The organism is Acinetobacter sp. ANC 4470, assembly GCF_002135335.1.
Lineage (GTDB): Bacteria > Pseudomonadota > Gammaproteobacteria > Pseudomonadales > Moraxellaceae > Acinetobacter.
On the sequence record NZ_NEGC01000006.1, the window covers coordinates 198443 to 216596 of the forward strand.

Sequence of the window (18154 nt, forward strand, 5' to 3'; positions counted from 1 at the left end):
TATGTTAAGTATATTTAACTCTCTTGTGAGTAAAGTATTATTGGGCCTTGCGATCATTTTGATCGCAGGGTTTCAGTACTTGTTCTGGTTTGGTGAAGGTGGTTATCATGACCATCAGAAATTAGCCCAAAAAATTCAACAACAAACAGAAATAAATACGGAATTAAAAGAGCGTAATCGTGTTCTCGCTGCTGAAGTTTATGATTTAAAAAATGGCATTGAAGCGATTGAAGAACATGCACGTTTAGATCTAGGTTTGGTTAAGCCGAATGAAACTTTTGTACAAATGAGCATGATTGGGACGCAGTATAAGCCGATTTATATTGACCCAAATGCGAAAATAGATTTAAGAACCAATGAAGATGGCGAAGAAGAAGTGCCTGTAAATGCACCATAAAATTTGGGCGATTATTCCTGCTGCGGGTTCAGGAAGTCGTTTTTCTAAAACTGAACTTAAACAGTATCAAACGATTCAAGGTCAGACTGTATTGGAACATACGGTGAGTCGCTTGAATCAATTGCCTATATTGGGTTATGTGTTGGCAATAAGTGAAGGCGACTCGGTTGCTAAAACATTAAACTTTGTTCAGTTAGACAAAGCTCATTTTTGTGTGGGGGGGACAGAGCGTGTCCATTCTGTGTTGAACGCATTGACTTATTTAAGTCAAATGGCTTCGCCTGATGATTTTGTTTTTGTACATGATGCTGCCCGCCCGTGCGTTACTCAAGATTGTTTGAATCGTTTAGTTCACACGGCTATTCAAGAGAATTGTAGTGCAATTTTAGCCATTCCAGTGCGCGATACTTTAAAATTTGTTGCACAGCACGATAGTGTTGATACGACCGTGAATCGCGATCATTTATGGCAAGCACAGACTCCACAAATTTCAAAGTTAGGCATATTGAAGTATGCTATTGAGAAAGCATTGCAGGATGGTATTACAATTACGGATGAAGCCAGTGCTTTAGAGCATATAGGTGAACCTGTGAAAGTGGTACAGGGACGATCAGATAATATTAAAATTACTTATGCTGATGATTTAGAACTGGCCAAATTAATTTTAGCTTCACAAAAATAAAATAAAAAATGGCTTCAGATGTATTATCTCTAGGGCTTTAAATTTATACTTTGCCATCTCATCTACACATTCAAATATTTCAAATGATACCATCACCGCAGTATCGTTTTTTACGTCACTCTTTACGTGATGGTAGAAGCATTAAAAATGATTCATCTAAATGGAAAAAATGGCATTTAGACCCTTGGTTATTATGCTTTTTAGTTCTGAATGCCGCATTGGGTTTGATGGTTATTTACAGTGCATCAGCTCAAGATTCACAAATGGTGCTTCGTCAAGCGATTAGTTTTGGCGTTGGTTTTATCGCCATGTTTATTTGCGCGCAAATCCCCCCAAAAGTCTATCAAGCGGTTAGTCCTTATTTTTATATATTTGCCGTTATTATGCTGGTGCTGGTACTTGTCATTGGTGAAACTCGTATGGGGGCAAAAAGGTGGATCAGTCTACCTGGAATTGGCAGTATGCAACCCAGTGAATTTATGAAATTTGCAATGCCTTTGATGATGGCATGGTATTTTTCGCGTCGTCCATTTCCACCCAAATTTTTAGATATTATGATCGCTTTAGTGCTGATGATCATTCCTTTTGTACTTGTAGCATTGCAGCCAGACTTAAATATTGGTCTGATCATTCCGGGCATTTTTGTCTTGTTTTTGAGTGGTATGTCTTGGAAGTTGATTGTAGGTGCACTTTCAGCATTTGCAGTTGCGGCACCTGCACTTTGGATGTTTGTATTGCAGGAATATCAGAAAAAACGAGTTGTGACTTTATTTGACCCTGAATCGGATGCTTTGGGGGCAGGTTGGAATATTATTCAATCCAAAATTGCAATTGGCTCTGGTGGCTTAACAGGTAAGGGGTATCTTGAGGGAACGCAATCCCATTTAGGTTATTTGCCTGAACATCATACCGATTTTATTATGTCGACTTATGCTGAAGAATTTGGTTTTATTGGGGTGTTTCTGTTAATCAGTTTATTTGCTGCCATTATTATTCGTTGTTTAATGATTGGGATGAATAGCTTTCATAACTTTGGGCGTTTATTTGCGGGTGCGATTGGACTGACTTTCTTCTTTTTTGTATTTCTAAGTTCAGGCATGGTGAGTGGTATTCTTCCTGTGACGGGTGATCCATTACCATTGATGAGTTATGGTGGAACCGCTGTGATTTCCATGCTTGCCAGTATGGGAATTGTGATGTCGATTCATAGTCACCGTTAATTAAGCAATAATTGTGTTAAAAAAAGCCCTTAATATTAACTAAGGGCTTTTTGATTTTAAGCGAAGAGCCAAGTGTAGTAGCCCCAAAGCATGAGTGGCCATGCAATGAAAGGGCTAAATAACCATTTCCATAACCAAAACCTTGGAATAAAACCGACACCGTGAATAAAACCACCTGAAATACCAATCATAATAAACATCATGGCACGATGGCTGTATTCGCCATTGGCATCCAGCATTGCAGCAGGGTGGATGAGTAAAATGGCAGCAAGAGGCAATGCCAACAAAAATGAGATGACCATTGCAAATCTATTCGGCTTTTTTTCTGTTGTTGTCATTGCCACTTCAGTCATTTTCTATTCCTCATCTAAATCTTGATTGTGTTCAATGTAAAGAGCACTGAGTACACCAGCAAAACACGCCATCAAGATGCCAAGAATCCAAGCGAAATACCACATAACTATTCTCCTTATTTCTTGTAGACACAACCTTAATAAAGGCTGTGTGAGTTATCTTGAATGTGTTTGTTGGTAATGACACCCCACATCTTATAGTAGCACCAAGTGGTGTAACCGATAATGATTGGAACAAAAATACCAGCGACAACGGTCATGACGGTAAGCGTATTTTTACTAGAAACAGCATCCCACATGGTCAAGCTGACTGTTGGGTTGATACTTGACGGCATAAGGAATGGGAACAGTGCAAAACCAGCCGTTAAAATGGAACCTGTGACCGCTAAAGTAGAGCCGGTAAAGCTGAGTCCCGCTTTGTTTTTAGCTGCAGCAAAGACAATCAGTAATCCACCCAAAATTGCAGCAATTGGAGCAATTATGGTGGTTGGATAAGTTGAATAGTTATTCATCCAGCCGTGGTTACCAGTGGTAAGTACTTCTTTCGCTAATGGGTTGGCTACACCATTGGTATCAAAAGGTTGCACCAAGGTATAACCTTCAATACCGCCAAAGTATAACCATGCACCTGCACCTAAGAAGCAAACCAAGTACACGATGCCCATAATTTGAGTTGCTTTTGCAGAGCGTTGACGTAAAACACCATCGGTACGCAGCATTAGCCATGCACCACCATGTGCACACAGCATAGATAAGCTGACTAAGCCACACACTAAAGCGAATGGATTGAGTAGGGCAAAGAAGCTTCCTGTGTAGGTTGATCGTACAGTTTCATCTAAAGTAAAAGGTACACCCAGGAACATGTTGCCAAATGCGACCCCAAACACTAATGCGGGAACTGCACCGCCAATCGCTAAACCCCAATCCCAAGAGGTACGCCATTGTGTATTTTGAAGTTTAGAGCGGTAGTCGAAACCTACAGGTCTTAAAAACAATGCAAATAAGACCAGTAATAGTGCCCAGTACATGCCCGAAAAGGCGGTGGCATAGACCATTGGCCAAGCAGCAAATAGTGCTCCACCAGCGGTCACGAACCAAACTTGGTTGCCTTCCCAGTGTGGTGCAATTGTATTGATTGCAGCACGACGTTCATCATCTGTTTTGCCTACAAATGGCATGAGTGCCATTGAGCCCATATCAAAACCATCTGTGAGTGCAAAACCAATCAGTAATACACCAACCAAGACCCACCAGATGATTTTGAGAAGTTCATATTCAATCATGATTGAGGCTCCTCAATGTTAGCGTGATTGGCATTATTTTTTGCTGCTAATTTTTCGAAATGATATTTACCCGTATGTAGCGAACTTGGCCCTAAACGCGAGAATTTGATCATCAAATACATCTCAATAATCAGAAGTACCGTATAGAACGCTGCAAGTGCAATGATTGAACCCCAAACATCACCCGTACTTAAGCTCGAAGCGGATAAGTGTGTTGGCAGTATTTCACCAATAGACCAAGGTTGACGACCGCCTTCCGCAACATACCAACCTGTTTGCGCTGCAATCCAAGGTAATGGCAGAGCAAACAAGGCAAATTTAAGTAGCCAAGGTTTATTTTCTGCGTTGCGTTTAGCCACTGCATAGGTTGCAAGGATGAACAGAAGTAGCATCAAGAAGCCTGATGCAACCATGGCACGGAATGAAAAGAACAGTGCTGTTACATTTGGAATAGTATCTTTCGTTGCTGCTTTAATGTGTGCTTCAGATGCATCTACAACATTAGGGGTATATTTTTTAAGAAGTAAGCCATAGCCTAAATCTTTTTGGTTTTTAGTGAAGGATGCCATCAATTCAGGAGAGCGATCACCCGCACGAAGTTTTTCCAACTCGCTGTATGCCACCATACCGTTACGAATACGAACTTCATGTTGAACCATGAGGTCTTTAAGCCCAGTCACTTCTTTATCTAGAGAACGTGTCGCGATGATCCCCATGACGTAAGGAATACGCACAGCATAATCAGTACGCATTTCTTCTTGGTTCGGAATACCAAATAATGTAAATGGTGCAGGTGCAGGGTGAGTGTCCCATTCTGCTTCAATCGCTGCGAGTTTGGTTTTTTGAACGTCACCTAATTCATAACCTGATTCATCACCTAGCAAAATCACGGATAGTGTAGATGCCAAACCAAAGATCGCAGCAATTGCGAATGAACGACGAGCAAAGGGTAAGTCTTGCTTTTTGAGTAAATAATAACTTGAAATAGCCAATACAAAAATTGCACCCGTCACATAACCAGCAGAAACGGTATGTACAAATTTAACTTGGGCAACTGGGTTGAAAATGAGTGCACCGAAGTCCACCAGTTCCATACGCATAGTTTCAAAGTTAAATGTTGAACCGACAGGATTTTGCATCCACGCATTTGCAACTAAAATCCAAAGTGCAGACAGGTTAGAGCCAAGAGCAACCAGCCAAGTCACAGTTAAATGCTGAACTTTAGAAAGTCGATCCCAACCGAAAAAGAATAACCCAATAAAAGTCGACTCTAGGAAGAACGCCATCAGACCTTCAATAGCAAGTGGCGCACCAAAAATATCACCCACATAATGTGAGTAATACGCCCAGTTGGTACCAAACTGGAATTCCATGGTTAAACCCGTGGTGACCCCTAAGGCAAAGTTAATACCAAAAAGTTTTCCCCAAAATTTAGTCATGTCTTTATAAATTTCTTTACCAGAAATCACATACGTGGTTTCCATAATGGCAAGAATAAAAGCCAAACCTAAAGTCAGTGGTACAAATAAAAAATGATACATCGCAGTCATTGCAAATTGGAACCGCGAAAGATCGACCACGCTTTCAGAAATCATCAACGTGTCTCCTTGATTTGGGAAGGGCTGCCAGCAATATGCTTAGCAACTTGATTGTCAAAATTTTTAGGAATGGTCGGAGCATCGAACCAGATATGTTTGATTGTCAGTAAGAGAACGATCTTAATTATTAATATGATCGTGATTTCTCGCACTAATTTTTGATTGAGATTTTTAGGATTTAAGCTCACTTAAATAAGCCTATTTTTAAACATAATATCTATTATTAACAAAACAACAGTAAAAATAAATAGCCTAAACAGTTAAAATAAAAATATATTATTTTATCAATGTAAAACAATTGCTTGTAAAATATGTTAAACAAAAAATAAACTAATATTTTGTGATTTTAAAGTTGAGTAAAATGCTATGTATTATTTTTTGTAAAACCAACTAAAATACTTCAGTATTGTTTTAAAGCCGACTAAAACAGTTGTATATTGTATTTTGAATGCTGAAAAAGAGGGTGTTTATGTTGAGAAAACTGAACTTGTTTTTGCACTTCAAATGCTAATCTAAGCAATAAAAAAGACTGCTATAAAGCAGTCTTTTTTAAACCTAACTTAAGTATCAATCTGAATGATTTTTTATTCTGATTGGCTTAGAAGTTATATTCCATGCCTAAGCCTATCACTGTTTTTTTATCGTCTTTAGTCAACCAGTCACGTTTCTGTTGACCAACTACACCATAGAAACGTGCTTGTTTGTTGATTTGATAGTCTGCACCTACACCATAAAGGTCTTGTTTACGATCTGCACGACCATTAGATTCAGTATTTGTAGAAATATATTCTGCTTTTAATTTTACTGGTGTAGAGGGGATGATATAAGCCGCGGTTACACCATACGCATCTTCTTGTAAACCTTTATAAGAAGTGATGACAGCAGGAGTACCACTTGTGATTGATACTGTATCATCTGTAGGTTGAGCTGTTTGCCATAATGCGCCAAATACTAAGCCATTAACCCCCATTTTAGTGAAATCTACAGAACCTGTTACACGAATAGCATCAGTATAAATATCTTTTAAGCTGTAAGCACTGTATTTAGATGCAACACCGAAGTTGCCTGCAACCGCAGCCGCTAAACCAAGATCTTTGTTGTCATAAGTAAGCGACGTTGAAATTCCATCACCAAAACTATCACGGCTGTCTTCTTGACCATTTGCTGCATTGTTAGCAGCGGAAGACTCTTCACCTTGTTGGAACATGATGTTGAATGCTAAACCAGCTAATAATTTTTTATCAGTTTCAAAACCAATCACATTATTTAAACGATCTTCACCGACTAAAATAGAAGTCATGTCTAGTTCAGTGTGATCGTTGAAGATATCTTGGTTATTGCCTGCAGCTGTTTTAAAATAAGAATCAAATTTACCGAATTTTAATGTTGCAATACCATCAGATTTAAGACCAATAAAACGGTTACGAGCACTTAAATCAGTGTCAGAACCAGAACCATCAGTAGAAATTGCCCATTCCGCTAAATAAACTGCTGATAATTTATCAGTTAGTTTTTCTTCACCTTTTATACCAATACGAGAAGCATTTGAGTTTACTTTTGATACGCTTTCATCTTTAAAACCATTTTTATCGATTTGATCTAAAGAAACATTTAATTTACCGTACAAAGTTGGCGCTGCTTGCACTGCGCTTAAGCTTAAGGTTGTAACTGCTACAGCGAGAAGCAATTTTTTCATTGAGATTTCTCCAAAACACTGTTCTTAATGGCGATAGCCTTGCTTGACTTTTTTAGTTTGCTTAAGTACAAAAAGTTACAGAAGCTAACCAACTTGCTAAGCAGTATCTGTAATGGATGTGACAGTGCGGTGAAGAAAAAATGACAGTTTGGTGACGTGTTTGGTTTTTTTATTTTGATTTAATATTTTTTATTATTATGAGCTTATAAAAAAATGGAGCCTAAACTCCATTCGATTACAGATAATTTAAATTAAAGTGCAGCTTTAATTTTTTCAGCCAAGGCTTTAATTTTTTCTTGATCACCCATGTGTAAAGCATGTTTACCTAATTCATGTACTGACGTTGGAATTAAGTGAAAATGTATATGGGGTACAGTTTGACCTGCTGCTGCACCCGAAAGTTGCATGAGGACAACACCTTTGATATCCAATGCTTTTTCCATAGCTTGCGCAATTTTTTGCACAATTTGAATGGTGTAAGCTGCAGCTTCTGGTGGTAGGTCAAGCAGTGTTACAGCTGGTGTTTTAGGAACAACCAGAGTATGACCTTCAGCTTGTGGCATGATGTCCATAAAAGCGAGGACTTGATCGTCTTCATAAACTTTAATTGCAGGAAGTTCATTACGGATAATTCGTGCAAAAATATTTTGATCATCGTAAATCATGTCTAATCCTTAAAAGTAATTGTCTGCTGTAATTAATTATTTACAGTTCAATTCTTTCTGACGATCTTTGATAGCGTCAAGTCGTTGCTGCTCTTTTTCTGAAAATTTTGGTTTCGTTGTGTAGCAATTTTCATTGCCAAACTTTGCCTTAGCTTCAGGGTCTTTAAAGCAAAAACCTTTAGATGCATAAATGACATCATGATCATTTTTCAATTGTTGACACTCTTGCTCAGCACTTGCTGCAAAGGTGTTTGCCCCAATAAAGGTTGCAAGGCTTGCAAACATTGCAACTGTAAACTTAGTCATGAGAGTTCCCTCAGGTTTAACATTGTGTAAAGCACATCATCACAATATTAGGTTTAGTTATCATTATTCAATGGCGAGTTATTACTCAAGTGTAATTTTACTCCATGATTCATACATTTTTACAGCACTAGAAAAGTCACTGTCTTTTTCTGATAAATCACTAGAAGCTTGAATTAAACTTTGCGTTAAAGCAATGACAGGCGCAGAGAGTTTCGCTTCACGCACCAAGTCTAATGCAATACCTGTGTCTTTGGCTAATAATGGTAAGGCAAAGGTCAGCGGAAAACTACGGTTTAAAATGCGCTGCGGTAAAACTGTTTCAGTCACACCACTTTTTCCGCTTGAAGCATTAATACACGCTAAGGCTTCATTAAGGTTTACACCGTGGGCTTTGAGGGCGGTAAAGCCTTCTGCAACGGAACACAAATTTACGGCCAAAAGCATATTATTCACGGCTTTAACAGAAAATCCTGCGCCTGAGCCTCCAACGTGTTTAATTAGTTTGCCAAAAGCTTGCATTGCAGGTAGGGCTCTTTCAAAAGCAGCCAATTCGCCGCCAACCATGACCGTTAAAGTTGCTGTTTCTGCACCAATGGTTTGACCACTGACAGGTGCATCAAGGAAATCGACATTTTGTAATTTTAATTGTGTTGCTAGGTTTTTGGCAGATTCAGGTACGCCACTGGTGCAATCCACCCATATAGCACCCGATTTAATTTTGACTGTGGCAATCAATTCTTCAACGTCTTTGCTGGTCGGTAAGCAGGAAAAAATAACGTCGGCTTGAACGGCTTGCGCAAGTTCTACTGCTTGGCTGCCATATTCAGTTGCATGTTGTTTGGCTTTTTCAAAATTACGGTTCCATACATATACCGTATCAAAATGTTGAGGTAAATGTGCTGCCATGCGGTAACCCATAGCACCTAAGCCGATAAATGCAACTGACTGAATCATGATATATCCTTTATATTTTGCTCGATCTCTGTTTTAGCCAAGTGGTCATTAGTGGCCAGAACTCATTTGCGCTAGATTGGCTCGACATTAGGCCTAAATGCCCACCGGGGATAAGAGTAAACGTGACATCTTGGCTATTTGTCAATTCAATTAAAGGCTTAACAGCCGCTGCCGATACGATCTGATCGCTACGACCCGCGCCAACCAATAAAGAGCATTGTATATTTTTTAATTTGATATTCTTATTTTGTAATTGTATAACGCCATTTTTCAGTGGGTTTTGTAGCCAGACATTAAAAATCATGTCCTGATTGATGCCACCAGGATAGTCAATCATTTGGTTGAGAAAATTCCCCATAGTGGCATGTTCATACAAGACTTGGGTGTTATCTAAATTGAATAGCAGCTGCTTTTGGCTTTGAATCCAGCCTTTTGGATCAATGATTTTAAATCCAATCGCATTGAGTAAGCCGGATGTATGGATCACACTTTTGGGTACAGTTTCAGAATAAATTTTGTTTTGTAGTGTTTTATTTTTAGCAATAAGTTGATTCACTTTTTGAAAAAGTTTACCTGTACGACCAGAGGCATAACTATCTACAGGGCTGCCGAGTACGATCAAATTTTTAACAAAATTGGGTTGTCGCAAAGCGCTATATAACATGACAAATACACCTGCCATACTCCAGCCATGTAATGAAATTTCTTCGCTTTTTGAGTGCTTGCGAATCTGTTCAATACAATGCGGAATGGCATCATCAATAAAAAACATAAAATTTAAAAAACGATCTTTATAGTTATATTGCCCCCATTCGACTAAATAGACATCAAAACCACTATGTTGGAAATGTTTGACCAATGAGCGATAAGGGTAAAGGTCATAAATAGCCATGTTGATTGCAAGTGGAGCAACAAAGACCAACGGTTCTTTATATTGTTTATTGGGCGATGCGTAATAACGAATACGCGTTTGTTTATATTCGCCAATAATTTCATACGCCGTCGTTTGCGATAAAACCAGCGAGCTTGAATCAAACAAACGTGTTGATAAGTTTTTTAGTTTATTTTTATGTTTCGTAATTTTATTTTTAACGTGAAGCATGGTTGCTCGTACTCGCCTATGAGTGGATTGGTCGAAGTGTAGGCGATATTTATGTATTAAACCTTGACCTTAAATACCATAGACGCTCAAAATGTTGGCAATTATTCGCAACGGCAATTCAGGACTGGGTAATAAAGATGAGCCAACAAGACGACATTGAATACCAATTAGATACTTTAGCCATTCGTACAGGTCATACACGTAGTTTTGAAGGTGAACATGGGGAACCTATTTTCCTGACTTCATCCTTTGTTTATGAAAATGCAGCAGAGGCGGCAGCTAAATTTTCAGGTCAAGAACCAGGTAATATTTATTCACGCTTTACCAATCCTACTGTAGCCATGTTTGAAAAACGTTTAGCTGCTTTGGAAGGGGCTGAGCGTGCTGTCGCGACAAGTACGGGTATGGCCGCGATTATGGCTGTGGCAATGTCGTATTTAAAATTGGGTGATCATGTCATTTGTTCACGCGCCGTTTTTGGTTCAACTGTAGCCTTGTTTGAAAAATACATTACTAAATTTGGTGTAAGCGTTGATTTTGTTGACTTGACAGACCTAAATGCATGGAAAAATGCCATCAAGCCTGAAACTAAGTTATTGTTTGTTGAGTCTCCATCTAATCCACTTTCTGAAATTGCAGATATTCAGGCTTTGGCCGATATTGCCCATGCCAATGGTGCATTACTGGCGATTGATAACAGCTTCTGTACACCAGTATTGCAACAACCGATTAAATTTGGCGCCGATTTAGTGGTTTACTCAGCAACTAAATATTTAGACGGTCAAGGTCGTGCTTTGGGTGGTGCAGTTGTGGGTAATCACCAATTGCTTGAAGATGTATTCGGTTATGTACGTACCACTGGTCCTTCAATGAGTCCATTCAATGCTTGGGTGTTCCTAAAAGGTCTGGAAACTTTACGTTTACGTATGAAAGCACACACTGAAGGTGCACAAAAACTTGCCGAATTTTTAGATGCGCATGCGAATGTTGAAAAAGTTTACTATGCAGGCTTACCTGCACACGTAGGACACGAACTTGCAGCAAAGCAACAAACCGGTTTTGGCGGTATAGTGTCATTTGAAGTCAAAGGTGGTCGTGAAGGGGCTTGGAAAGTCATTGATAACACCCAATTTATTTCAATTACGGGTAATTTAGGTGATGCAAAATCAACAATTACTCACCCAGCGACCACAACTCACGGTAAACTCTCAGCCGATGCCAAAGAAGCAGCAGGTATTCGTGAAGGTTTAATTCGCGTCTCTGTTGGTTTAGAAGATATTGATGATATTATTCGCGATATTAGTCGTGGTTTAGACTTAATCTAATTTATAGATATTGATTTAGAAATTGTTTGTTCGGAGATTTTTATGAACATTAATATGTTAATGCAACAAGCTCAGCGTATGCAAAAAGACGTTGAAGTCAACATGAAAAAGGCAAAAGAAGAACTTGCTCAAACTGAAGTGCATGCGGAAGCAGGCGGTGGTTTGGTTAAAGTCACCATGACTTGCCGTAATGTTGTAAAACGTATCGAAATTAGTCCTGAACTTCTTCAAGATGATGCAGATATGATTGAAGACTTAATCGCGGCTGCAATGAATGATGCTGCACGTCAAGCTGAATTGGTTTCTGAAGAAAGAATGAAAGCTGCTAACTCTGGTATGGGCTTACCGCCAGGTCTTGCTGGTTTATTCTAAGGAATACGTTTAGTGTTTAGTGATCGATTTGATCAACTGGTGCAAGCTTTACGTATATTGCCAAGCGTTGGGCCGAAATCGGCTCAGCGTATGGCATTACACCTGATCATGAAAAATAGAGAAGGCGCAATAGGGTTGGCACATGCTTTAAATGAAGCAACGACCTATATCCATGAATGCAGCATTTGTCATTCGCTGACTGAAAATGATATCTGTGATATCTGTGTTTCGCATGAACGTGATGATCAGATTTTATGTGTGGTTGAATCACCTGCTGACGTGATGGCGATTGAACAAAGCGGTAGTTTTCGTGGTAAATATCACGTATTAGGCGGGCATTTATCACCCCTTGATGGTATTGGTCCTGAAGAGATTGGCATTCCATATCTAGTGCAGCGACTCAGCGAAGGTAAAGTTGCAGAAGTGATTTTAGCAACCAATGCGACAGTAGAGGGTCAGGCAACAGCACATTACTTGGTTGAAGCCACTAAGCATTTAGCTGTGCAAATGACTCGAATTGCTCAAGGGGTTCCTCAAGGGGGAGAGCTTGAATATGTAGATAGTCATACTTTAAGCCAAGCAGTACATAATCGAATGCGGATGAGATAAGTACAATGCTACTTATTTCATTCATTATGAAATAGTGAGAGGTAAGTAAAAGGTATATAAATCACGCTTAAACTTATACAAAAAATATATAAAAATTAATTGCCTTTTCATTTAAATACTAAAAATACAGTGAATAGGTGTTATAGATGTAAAATTTGTTATATCTAAATGTTATATATAGGTTAATATGCTTTTAAAGAGAATCTGATTTTAGACTCGGTAATATGTTTCAGTTCATTCAGCAACAACAAGACTTAGATGATATTTTGCATTTGATGAGTCAAACATCCATTTATGGATTAGACACAGAATTTATCAAAGTCGATACCCTATGGCCTAAATTAGGTGTATTTCAAATTAATGTTGCAGATCAAGTTTTTTTGCTTGATGGGGTAAGTCTAGATTTGGCTGTATTCTGGGAAAAATTATTTCAAGCACAGCAAAATATATTTCATGCCTGTAGTGAAGACATTGATTTAATTTATTATTATGCACAGCAAAAAACCTTAACCAATGTTTTTGATACCCAAGTCGGAATGTCTTTTTTAGGACATGGATTACAAGTCAGCTATCAAAATGCATTAAAACAAATGCTAGATGTTGAGATTGATAAAGATCAGACCAGATCTAATTGGTTGGCACGTCCGCTTAGCCCAGAACAACTCGCTTATGCAGCCAATGATGTGCTGCATTTGATGAATCTGTCCAATAAAATTCAAAATGAATTAACAGATAAAAATTTACTTGATTTTACACTCGAAGATTGCCGTCATTTGACTTATGAAATTGGTCAAGAAACACCGTTAGAAATGCTCTACCATGATATTGGGAATTATCGTCATTCACGCCGTCAACTCATGCAATTACAACAATTGGCTGTGTGGCGTGAGCAGATGGTCAAAGCGTTGAATTATCCACGTAGTTTTATTCTAAAAAGTTCAACTATGATTGATTTGGTTGAAAAAAACCCATGCAATCACTTTCAGTTGTCAGGCATTCGAGATATTCGCCAAAACATTGTGCGAGATCATGGTAAAACCATTTTAGACTTGCTTAAATTTTTGCCAGAACCGACAGAATGGCCACTGCGTATGGCGCGTCCGATTCGTCATTCATCAAAAGATATTGGTGAAAAGGTAGATGCTGTGATCCAATCTGTAGTGAATGAAACCACAATACCTAAAGAAGTGTTGATGCGTAAAAAATGGCTCAATGCTTTGTATCAGCATGTGGTCTTTCATAACGATGAACAAGATTTACCAGCTTATCTTTTGGGTTGGCGCTATGACTTATTAACCAAACCACTGATTGATGTTTTACATGCGGATGAAAATTATCTATCGACTCAAATGAAAGTGATGGAATGATTTTCAAGCAGATTGCTTAAAGAATTATCATTTATACAAAATCAAGACTGATGCGTTAGTAATCACTAATGTATCCGTCTTTTTTTTGTTGTATGCTTAAGCTAAGTTTTATGAGTACTGTTTTAACTATGCATTGTTCAATTTTCAAATCTAGCAAAAAAGCTGAAATGTATATTTACATTGCCCGTCCTGAGCCAACTGAAAACGAAGCTGAAGCAGCTAGCCCGCTTGAAATTTTACCTGAGGCGATGCGTACAGCATTTGGTCGCGCAACTTTTGTTATGGATTTAGAGTTGTCTGAAGAGCGTAAATTAGCACGTGTTAATGTTTTGCATGTGATTGATTCAATTCAAAACAAAGGCTTCTTTATTCAGGTTCCGCCAGAAGGGTTAATCAATCCGAATGCCGTTGCACCAGAAGGTTTGCGTGGTGCTTAAAATCGATTCAGGCGTTGGAGTTGCACGATGAACAGTTTTCTTTCACTACTAGATTCAATTCCTGAAGATAGCATTGCTATCACGGTTTATTTGCTAGGAAGTGTCATTATACTCTGGTCATGGTATGCGATTGCAAAACGCTTACCTAAACCTTTCGGTGGTATAACGTGGATCATTGGATTTGCGATTTTATTAACCCCTACGGTTTCTGAAGGTAATAACGCTTCCATCGCGCCAGCAATTTTTGGTTTGTTATTTGGTGTTTTGACCAAAGAAAATGCTTTGGTCTGGTCAAATGCCTCACTCATTTTATTTGTTGTTGGGCTTGGTTTAGTGGTTGGCTATTTATGGTCTCAATACACAACCAAAAAAGCAAAATTTGTAGTAAACAAAGATAGTTCACCACTTTAAGTAAAAAAATAAGGTTAAATCATGTCTGTTGATACTCAACAATTTGTCGGTACAGATCAGTATATCGCCACCGAAAGTCTAAAACTAGCTGTTAAAGCCGCGCGTACATTACAAAAACCTCTTCTCGTGAAAGGTGAGCCAGGTACGGGTAAAACATTACTTGCAGAGCAAGTAGCGCAGAGTCTGGGTCTGAAACTCATGACTTGGCACATTAAATCGACCACCAAAGCGCAGCAAGGCTTGTACGAATATGATGCGGTTTCGCGTCTGCGTGATAGCCAGTTAGGTGATGATCGTGTTTATGATATTAAAAACTATATTAAACCTGGTAAATTGTGGGATGCCTTTACCAGTGAAGAACGCTGTGTATTACTGATTGATGAAATTGATAAAGCGGATATTGAATTCCCTAATGACCTTTTACACGAACTCGATAAAATGTCGTTCTTTGTGTATGAGACAGGGGAAACCATTACTGCGACGCAACGTCCGATTGTGATTATTACCTCAAATAATGAAAAAGAATTACCCGATGCTTTCTTGCGTCGTTGTTTCTTTCACTATATTGAATTTCCAGATGAAAGCACAATGCGCGAAATTATTGACGTGCATTTTCCTAAAATTTCGGCAACTTTGGTGAACCAAGCTTTACAGGTTTTCTTTAAACTTCGTCAGGTTCCGGGATTAAAGAAACCACCATCGACTTCTGAGTTGATTGATTGGTTAAGCTTGCTGATGGCAGATGATATGCCTGAAAACGTATTGCATAATCATGATAAATCAAAAGCCATTCCACCCTTATATGGTGCATTGATCAAGAATGAGCAAGATGTACAATTACTAGAGCGTCTTGCTTTTATGTCACGACGTTAATAGGTGATCGCCTATGTTCGTACGATTGTTTTATACCTTAAAAAAATACGGTGTGCCTGTATCAACGCGTGAATTGATTGATTTAAATCATGCAGTAAGCGAAGGTTTAGTTTTTGCGGATCAAGAGGAATTCTATCAATTAGCAAAAATAATTCTGGTCAAAGATGAGCGCTTCTTTGACAAGTTTGACCGTGCCATGAAAGATTATTTTGATGGTATCTCAACGTTTGATCTCGATGATTTACTGAATCAAGTCGATAAATTGCCGAAAGATTGGTTCGATCTTGAACTCATTGAAAAACATTTGACGCCTGAACAGCGAGAAGAACTGAAAAAAGCAGGCTCGCTTGAAGAGCTGATGAAGATGTTAGAAGAGCGTCTGCGTGAGCAACACAAAAAACATCAGGGTGGTAATAAGATGATAGGCACGGGTGGTACATCACCATTCGGTGCTTTTGGTGATCATCCTGAAGGTGTGCGGATTGGTGGTCCGGGTCGTAAGCGTTCAGCTGTTAAAGTTTGGGAACAGCGTAAATATCAAAATTTAGATGATGAACAGATTTTAGGTACGCGCCAAATGCAAATGGCATTGCGTCGTTTACGTAAATTTGCGCGTCAGGGTGCTGCTGAAGAACTGGATATCAATGGCACGATTCGCGAAACAGCGAAACAGGGCATTTTGGATGTGCAGCTTGTCCCTGAGCGTCGTAACCGAGTTAAAGTTTTAATGTTGTTTGATGTTGGTGGATCGATGGATTCGCATATCGCTCAATGTGAAAAGCTATTTAGTGCTGCAAAAACTGAATTTAAAACCTTAGAATATTTTTATTTCCATAATTGTTTATATGACTATGTTTGGAAGGACAATATTCGTCGCTCTAGTACGCGTATGAACACTTGGGATTTGTTTAATACCTATGGTCGTGACTACCGTGTAATTGTTGTAGGGGATGCCAGTATGGCGCCATACGAGCTGACATCGGTTGGTGGTTCGGTTGAATATATGAATGATGAAGCAGGCAATGTTTGGTTACAGCGTTTACGTCAGCATTTTGAAAAAACAGCATGGCTGAACCCTGAACAAGACAGTTACTGGCATTACACACATACGATTGGCTTAATTAAGCAAATTTTTGAAGATCATATGTATCCGATGACCTTAAAGGGTGTAGAAGATATGACAAAATATTTAGCTCGTTAAACGTGTCGAAATGATCATATTTTTTTAAATGGGGGTTGACAATGAATCATCAAATTAATGGTATTGCATTACCAAACGAAGAGGGTTTCTTTGGGCAATATGGTGGTCAATTTATTCCACCTCATTTAAAAGAAGCAATGGATGAAATTAATCTTGCTTATGAAGAAATTCGTCATACTGCTGAATTTAAAGATGAATTAGCTGATTTATTTACCCATTATGTGGGTCGTCCAAGTCCGTTATTTCATGCAAAACGTTTGTCTGATCAATTGGGCGGGGCGCAAATCTATCTCAAGCGTGAAGATTTAAACCACACTGGTGCACACAAAATTAATCACTGTTTAGGTGAAGCTTTACTTGCGAAATATATGGGTAAAAGCAAAGTGATTGCAGAAACAGGAGCAGGTCAACATGGCGTTGCTTTAGCAACAGCATGTGCACTTGTCGGTATTCCATGTGAAATTCATATGGGGCAAGTGGATATTGAAAAAGAACATCCAAATGTCGTTAAAATGAAAATTTTGGGTGCAAAACTGATTCCTGTAACACGTGGAACCGCAACATTGAAAGATGCTGTAGATAGTGCATTTGATGAATATTTAAAAGATCCGAAAAATTTTATCTATGCAATTGGTTCAGTGGTTGGCCCACACCCATTTCCAAAAATGGTTCGTGATTTTCAGTCTATTATTGGTGACGAAATTAAAGTTCAAACCAAGGATCGTTTTGGTTCAAACCCAGATTACATTGTTGCATGTGTGGGTGGTGGTTCAAATGCGATAGGGGCATTCACTGCATTTTTGAATGAACCCGATGTGAAGCTTGTAGGGGTTGAGCCTGCTGGTCATGGTTTGGATACCAATATGCATTCAGCAACGTTGACTTTGGGTAAACCTAGTCAACTGCATGGTATGGCTTGTTATGTACTTGAGGATGAGAAGGGAGAGCCTTTACCTGTACATTCAATTGCATCTGGTCTAGATTACCCTGGTGTTGGGCCACAACATAGTTTCCTCAAAGATTTAGGTCGAGTGGAATATTCAACAGCAACCGATCAAGAATGTTTAGATGCATTTATGACATTGTCGCGAGTGGAAGGAATTGTTCCTGCGCTAGAAAGTTCACATGCGGTGGCTTGGGCTATCCGTGAAGCACCTAAAATGGCAAAAGATGTAAAAATCGTGGTTAATTTATCTGGTCGTGGTGATAAAGATTCTGACTATGTGGCTGAAAAGCTAGGCTTGAACTAGTGATAAAATCTTTCTAAATCGCTTTTAAAAAGTGAGATTTAGAAGGATTAAAA

General features: G+C 38.8%; 22 protein-coding genes. 12 read left to right on the top strand and 10 right to left on the bottom strand.

The features are described from left to right. Position 1: 1 nt before the first annotated feature. From ftsB to rodA, 3 genes are all read left to right on the top strand, one after another. On the top strand, positions 2-397 hold the full coding sequence (gene ftsB / locus B9T25_RS10820) for a cell division protein FtsB (RefSeq protein WP_086188428.1): 396 nt from the start codon (positions 2-4) through the stop codon (positions 395-397). After that, positions 387-1079: a 2-C-methyl-D-erythritol 4-phosphate cytidylyltransferase gene (gene ispD / locus B9T25_RS10825; RefSeq protein WP_086188429.1), complete on the top strand. Its 693-nt coding sequence runs from the start codon at positions 387-389 to the stop codon at positions 1077-1079. Before ftsB ends, ispD begins: the two co-directional genes overlap by 11 nt. A gap of 83 nt (positions 1080-1162) precedes the next feature. Further along, the gene (rodA, locus tag B9T25_RS10830; RefSeq protein WP_086188430.1) at positions 1163-2299 is read left to right on the top strand and encodes a rod shape-determining protein RodA; all 1137 of its coding nucleotides are present in this window, start codon (positions 1163-1165) and stop codon (positions 2297-2299) included. A 56-nt stretch (positions 2300-2355) separates the two neighbouring features. Here the strand turns inward: rodA and B9T25_RS10835 are convergent, their stop codons facing one another. The 10 genes from B9T25_RS10835 to B9T25_RS10880 all read right to left on the bottom strand — a co-directional run bounded on the left by B9T25_RS10835 (position 2356) and on the right by B9T25_RS10880 (position 10256). After that, positions 2356-2652: a cyd operon YbgE family protein gene (locus B9T25_RS10835; RefSeq protein ID WP_086188431.1), complete on the bottom strand. Its 297-nt coding sequence runs from the start codon at positions 2650-2652 to the stop codon at positions 2356-2358. Positions 2653-2655: 3 nt separating this feature from the next. After that, complete coding sequence (gene cydX, locus B9T25_RS10840; protein ID WP_004651833.1) at positions 2656-2757, bottom strand: cytochrome bd-I oxidase subunit CydX; 102 nt, start codon at positions 2755-2757, stop codon at positions 2656-2658. Between the two features lie 32 nt (positions 2758-2789). Then, the gene (cydB, locus tag B9T25_RS10845) at positions 2790-3935 is read right to left on the bottom strand and encodes a cytochrome d ubiquinol oxidase subunit II (RefSeq protein ID WP_086188432.1); all 1146 of its coding nucleotides are present in this window, start codon (positions 3933-3935) and stop codon (positions 2790-2792) included. Then, on the bottom strand, positions 3932-5530 hold the full coding sequence (locus B9T25_RS10850) for a cytochrome ubiquinol oxidase subunit I (RefSeq protein WP_086188433.1): 1599 nt from the start codon (positions 5528-5530) through the stop codon (positions 3932-3934). Before B9T25_RS10850 ends, cydB begins: the two co-directional genes overlap by 4 nt. Beyond that, positions 5530-5721, bottom strand: a complete 192-nt coding sequence (cydP, locus tag B9T25_RS10855) for a cytochrome oxidase putative small subunit CydP (protein WP_086188434.1) — start codon at positions 5719-5721, stop codon at positions 5530-5532. The genes B9T25_RS10850 and cydP overlap by 1 nt, the downstream gene beginning before the upstream one ends. Before the next feature lie 410 nt (positions 5722-6131). Next, positions 6132-7229, bottom strand: coding sequence for a porin (locus B9T25_RS10860; protein ID WP_086188435.1), 1098 nt, complete (start codon positions 7227-7229; stop codon positions 6132-6134). 251 nt (positions 7230-7480) lie between these two features. Further along, positions 7481-7894 (bottom strand): HIT family protein, encoded by a 414-nt coding sequence (locus B9T25_RS10865; protein ID WP_086188436.1) that lies wholly within the window; start codon positions 7892-7894, stop codon positions 7481-7483. A 36-nt stretch (positions 7895-7930) separates the two neighbouring features. Next, positions 7931-8200: a YARHG domain-containing protein gene (locus tag B9T25_RS10870; protein WP_086188437.1), complete on the bottom strand. Its 270-nt coding sequence runs from the start codon at positions 8198-8200 to the stop codon at positions 7931-7933. An 81-nt stretch (positions 8201-8281) separates the two neighbouring features. Next, positions 8282-9154 (bottom strand): NAD(P)-dependent oxidoreductase, encoded by an 873-nt coding sequence (locus tag B9T25_RS10875; protein ID WP_086188438.1) that lies wholly within the window; start codon positions 9152-9154, stop codon positions 8282-8284. 10 nt (positions 9155-9164) lie between these two features. Then, positions 9165-10256, bottom strand: a complete 1092-nt coding sequence (locus B9T25_RS10880) for an alpha/beta fold hydrolase (RefSeq protein WP_086188439.1) — start codon at positions 10254-10256, stop codon at positions 9165-9167. 137 nt (positions 10257-10393) lie between these two features. On the opposite strand from B9T25_RS10880, the gene B9T25_RS10885 reads away from it, so the two are divergent. The 9 genes from B9T25_RS10885 to trpB all read left to right on the top strand — a co-directional run bounded on the left by B9T25_RS10885 (position 10394) and on the right by trpB (position 18101). Next, positions 10394-11581, top strand: a complete 1188-nt coding sequence (locus B9T25_RS10885; protein ID WP_086188440.1) for an O-succinylhomoserine sulfhydrylase — start codon at positions 10394-10396, stop codon at positions 11579-11581. 42 nt (positions 11582-11623) lie between these two features. Continuing rightward, positions 11624-11953: a YbaB/EbfC family nucleoid-associated protein gene (locus B9T25_RS10890; protein WP_086188441.1), complete on the top strand. Its 330-nt coding sequence runs from the start codon at positions 11624-11626 to the stop codon at positions 11951-11953. Between the two features lie 12 nt (positions 11954-11965). After that, complete coding sequence (gene recR / locus B9T25_RS10895; RefSeq protein ID WP_086188442.1) at positions 11966-12562, top strand: recombination mediator RecR; 597 nt, start codon at positions 11966-11968, stop codon at positions 12560-12562. Between the two features lie 224 nt (positions 12563-12786). After that, the gene (locus B9T25_RS10900; protein ID WP_086188443.1) at positions 12787-13929 is read left to right on the top strand and encodes a ribonuclease D; all 1143 of its coding nucleotides are present in this window, start codon (positions 12787-12789) and stop codon (positions 13927-13929) included. A 128-nt stretch (positions 13930-14057) separates the two neighbouring features. Further along, a complete protein-coding gene (locus tag B9T25_RS10905; protein ID WP_086188444.1) occupies positions 14058-14366 on the top strand; it encodes a YcgL domain-containing protein in 309 nt (102 codons plus the stop codon). Between the two features lie 27 nt (positions 14367-14393). After that, entirely contained in the window at positions 14394-14777 is a 384-nt protein-coding gene (locus tag B9T25_RS10910) for a hypothetical protein (protein ID WP_086188445.1), read from the top strand. 21 nt (positions 14778-14798) lie between these two features. Beyond that, positions 14799-15650: an AAA family ATPase gene (locus B9T25_RS10915; protein WP_086188446.1), complete on the top strand. Its 852-nt coding sequence runs from the start codon at positions 14799-14801 to the stop codon at positions 15648-15650. Positions 15651-15663: 13 nt separating this feature from the next. Beyond that, positions 15664-16851, top strand: a complete 1188-nt coding sequence (locus tag B9T25_RS10920) for a vWA domain-containing protein (RefSeq protein WP_086188447.1) — start codon at positions 15664-15666, stop codon at positions 16849-16851. Positions 16852-16892: 41 nt separating this feature from the next. Next, positions 16893-18101, top strand: a complete 1209-nt coding sequence (trpB, locus tag B9T25_RS10925) for a tryptophan synthase subunit beta (RefSeq protein WP_086188448.1) — start codon at positions 16893-16895, stop codon at positions 18099-18101. Positions 18102-18154: the final 53 nt, after the last annotated feature.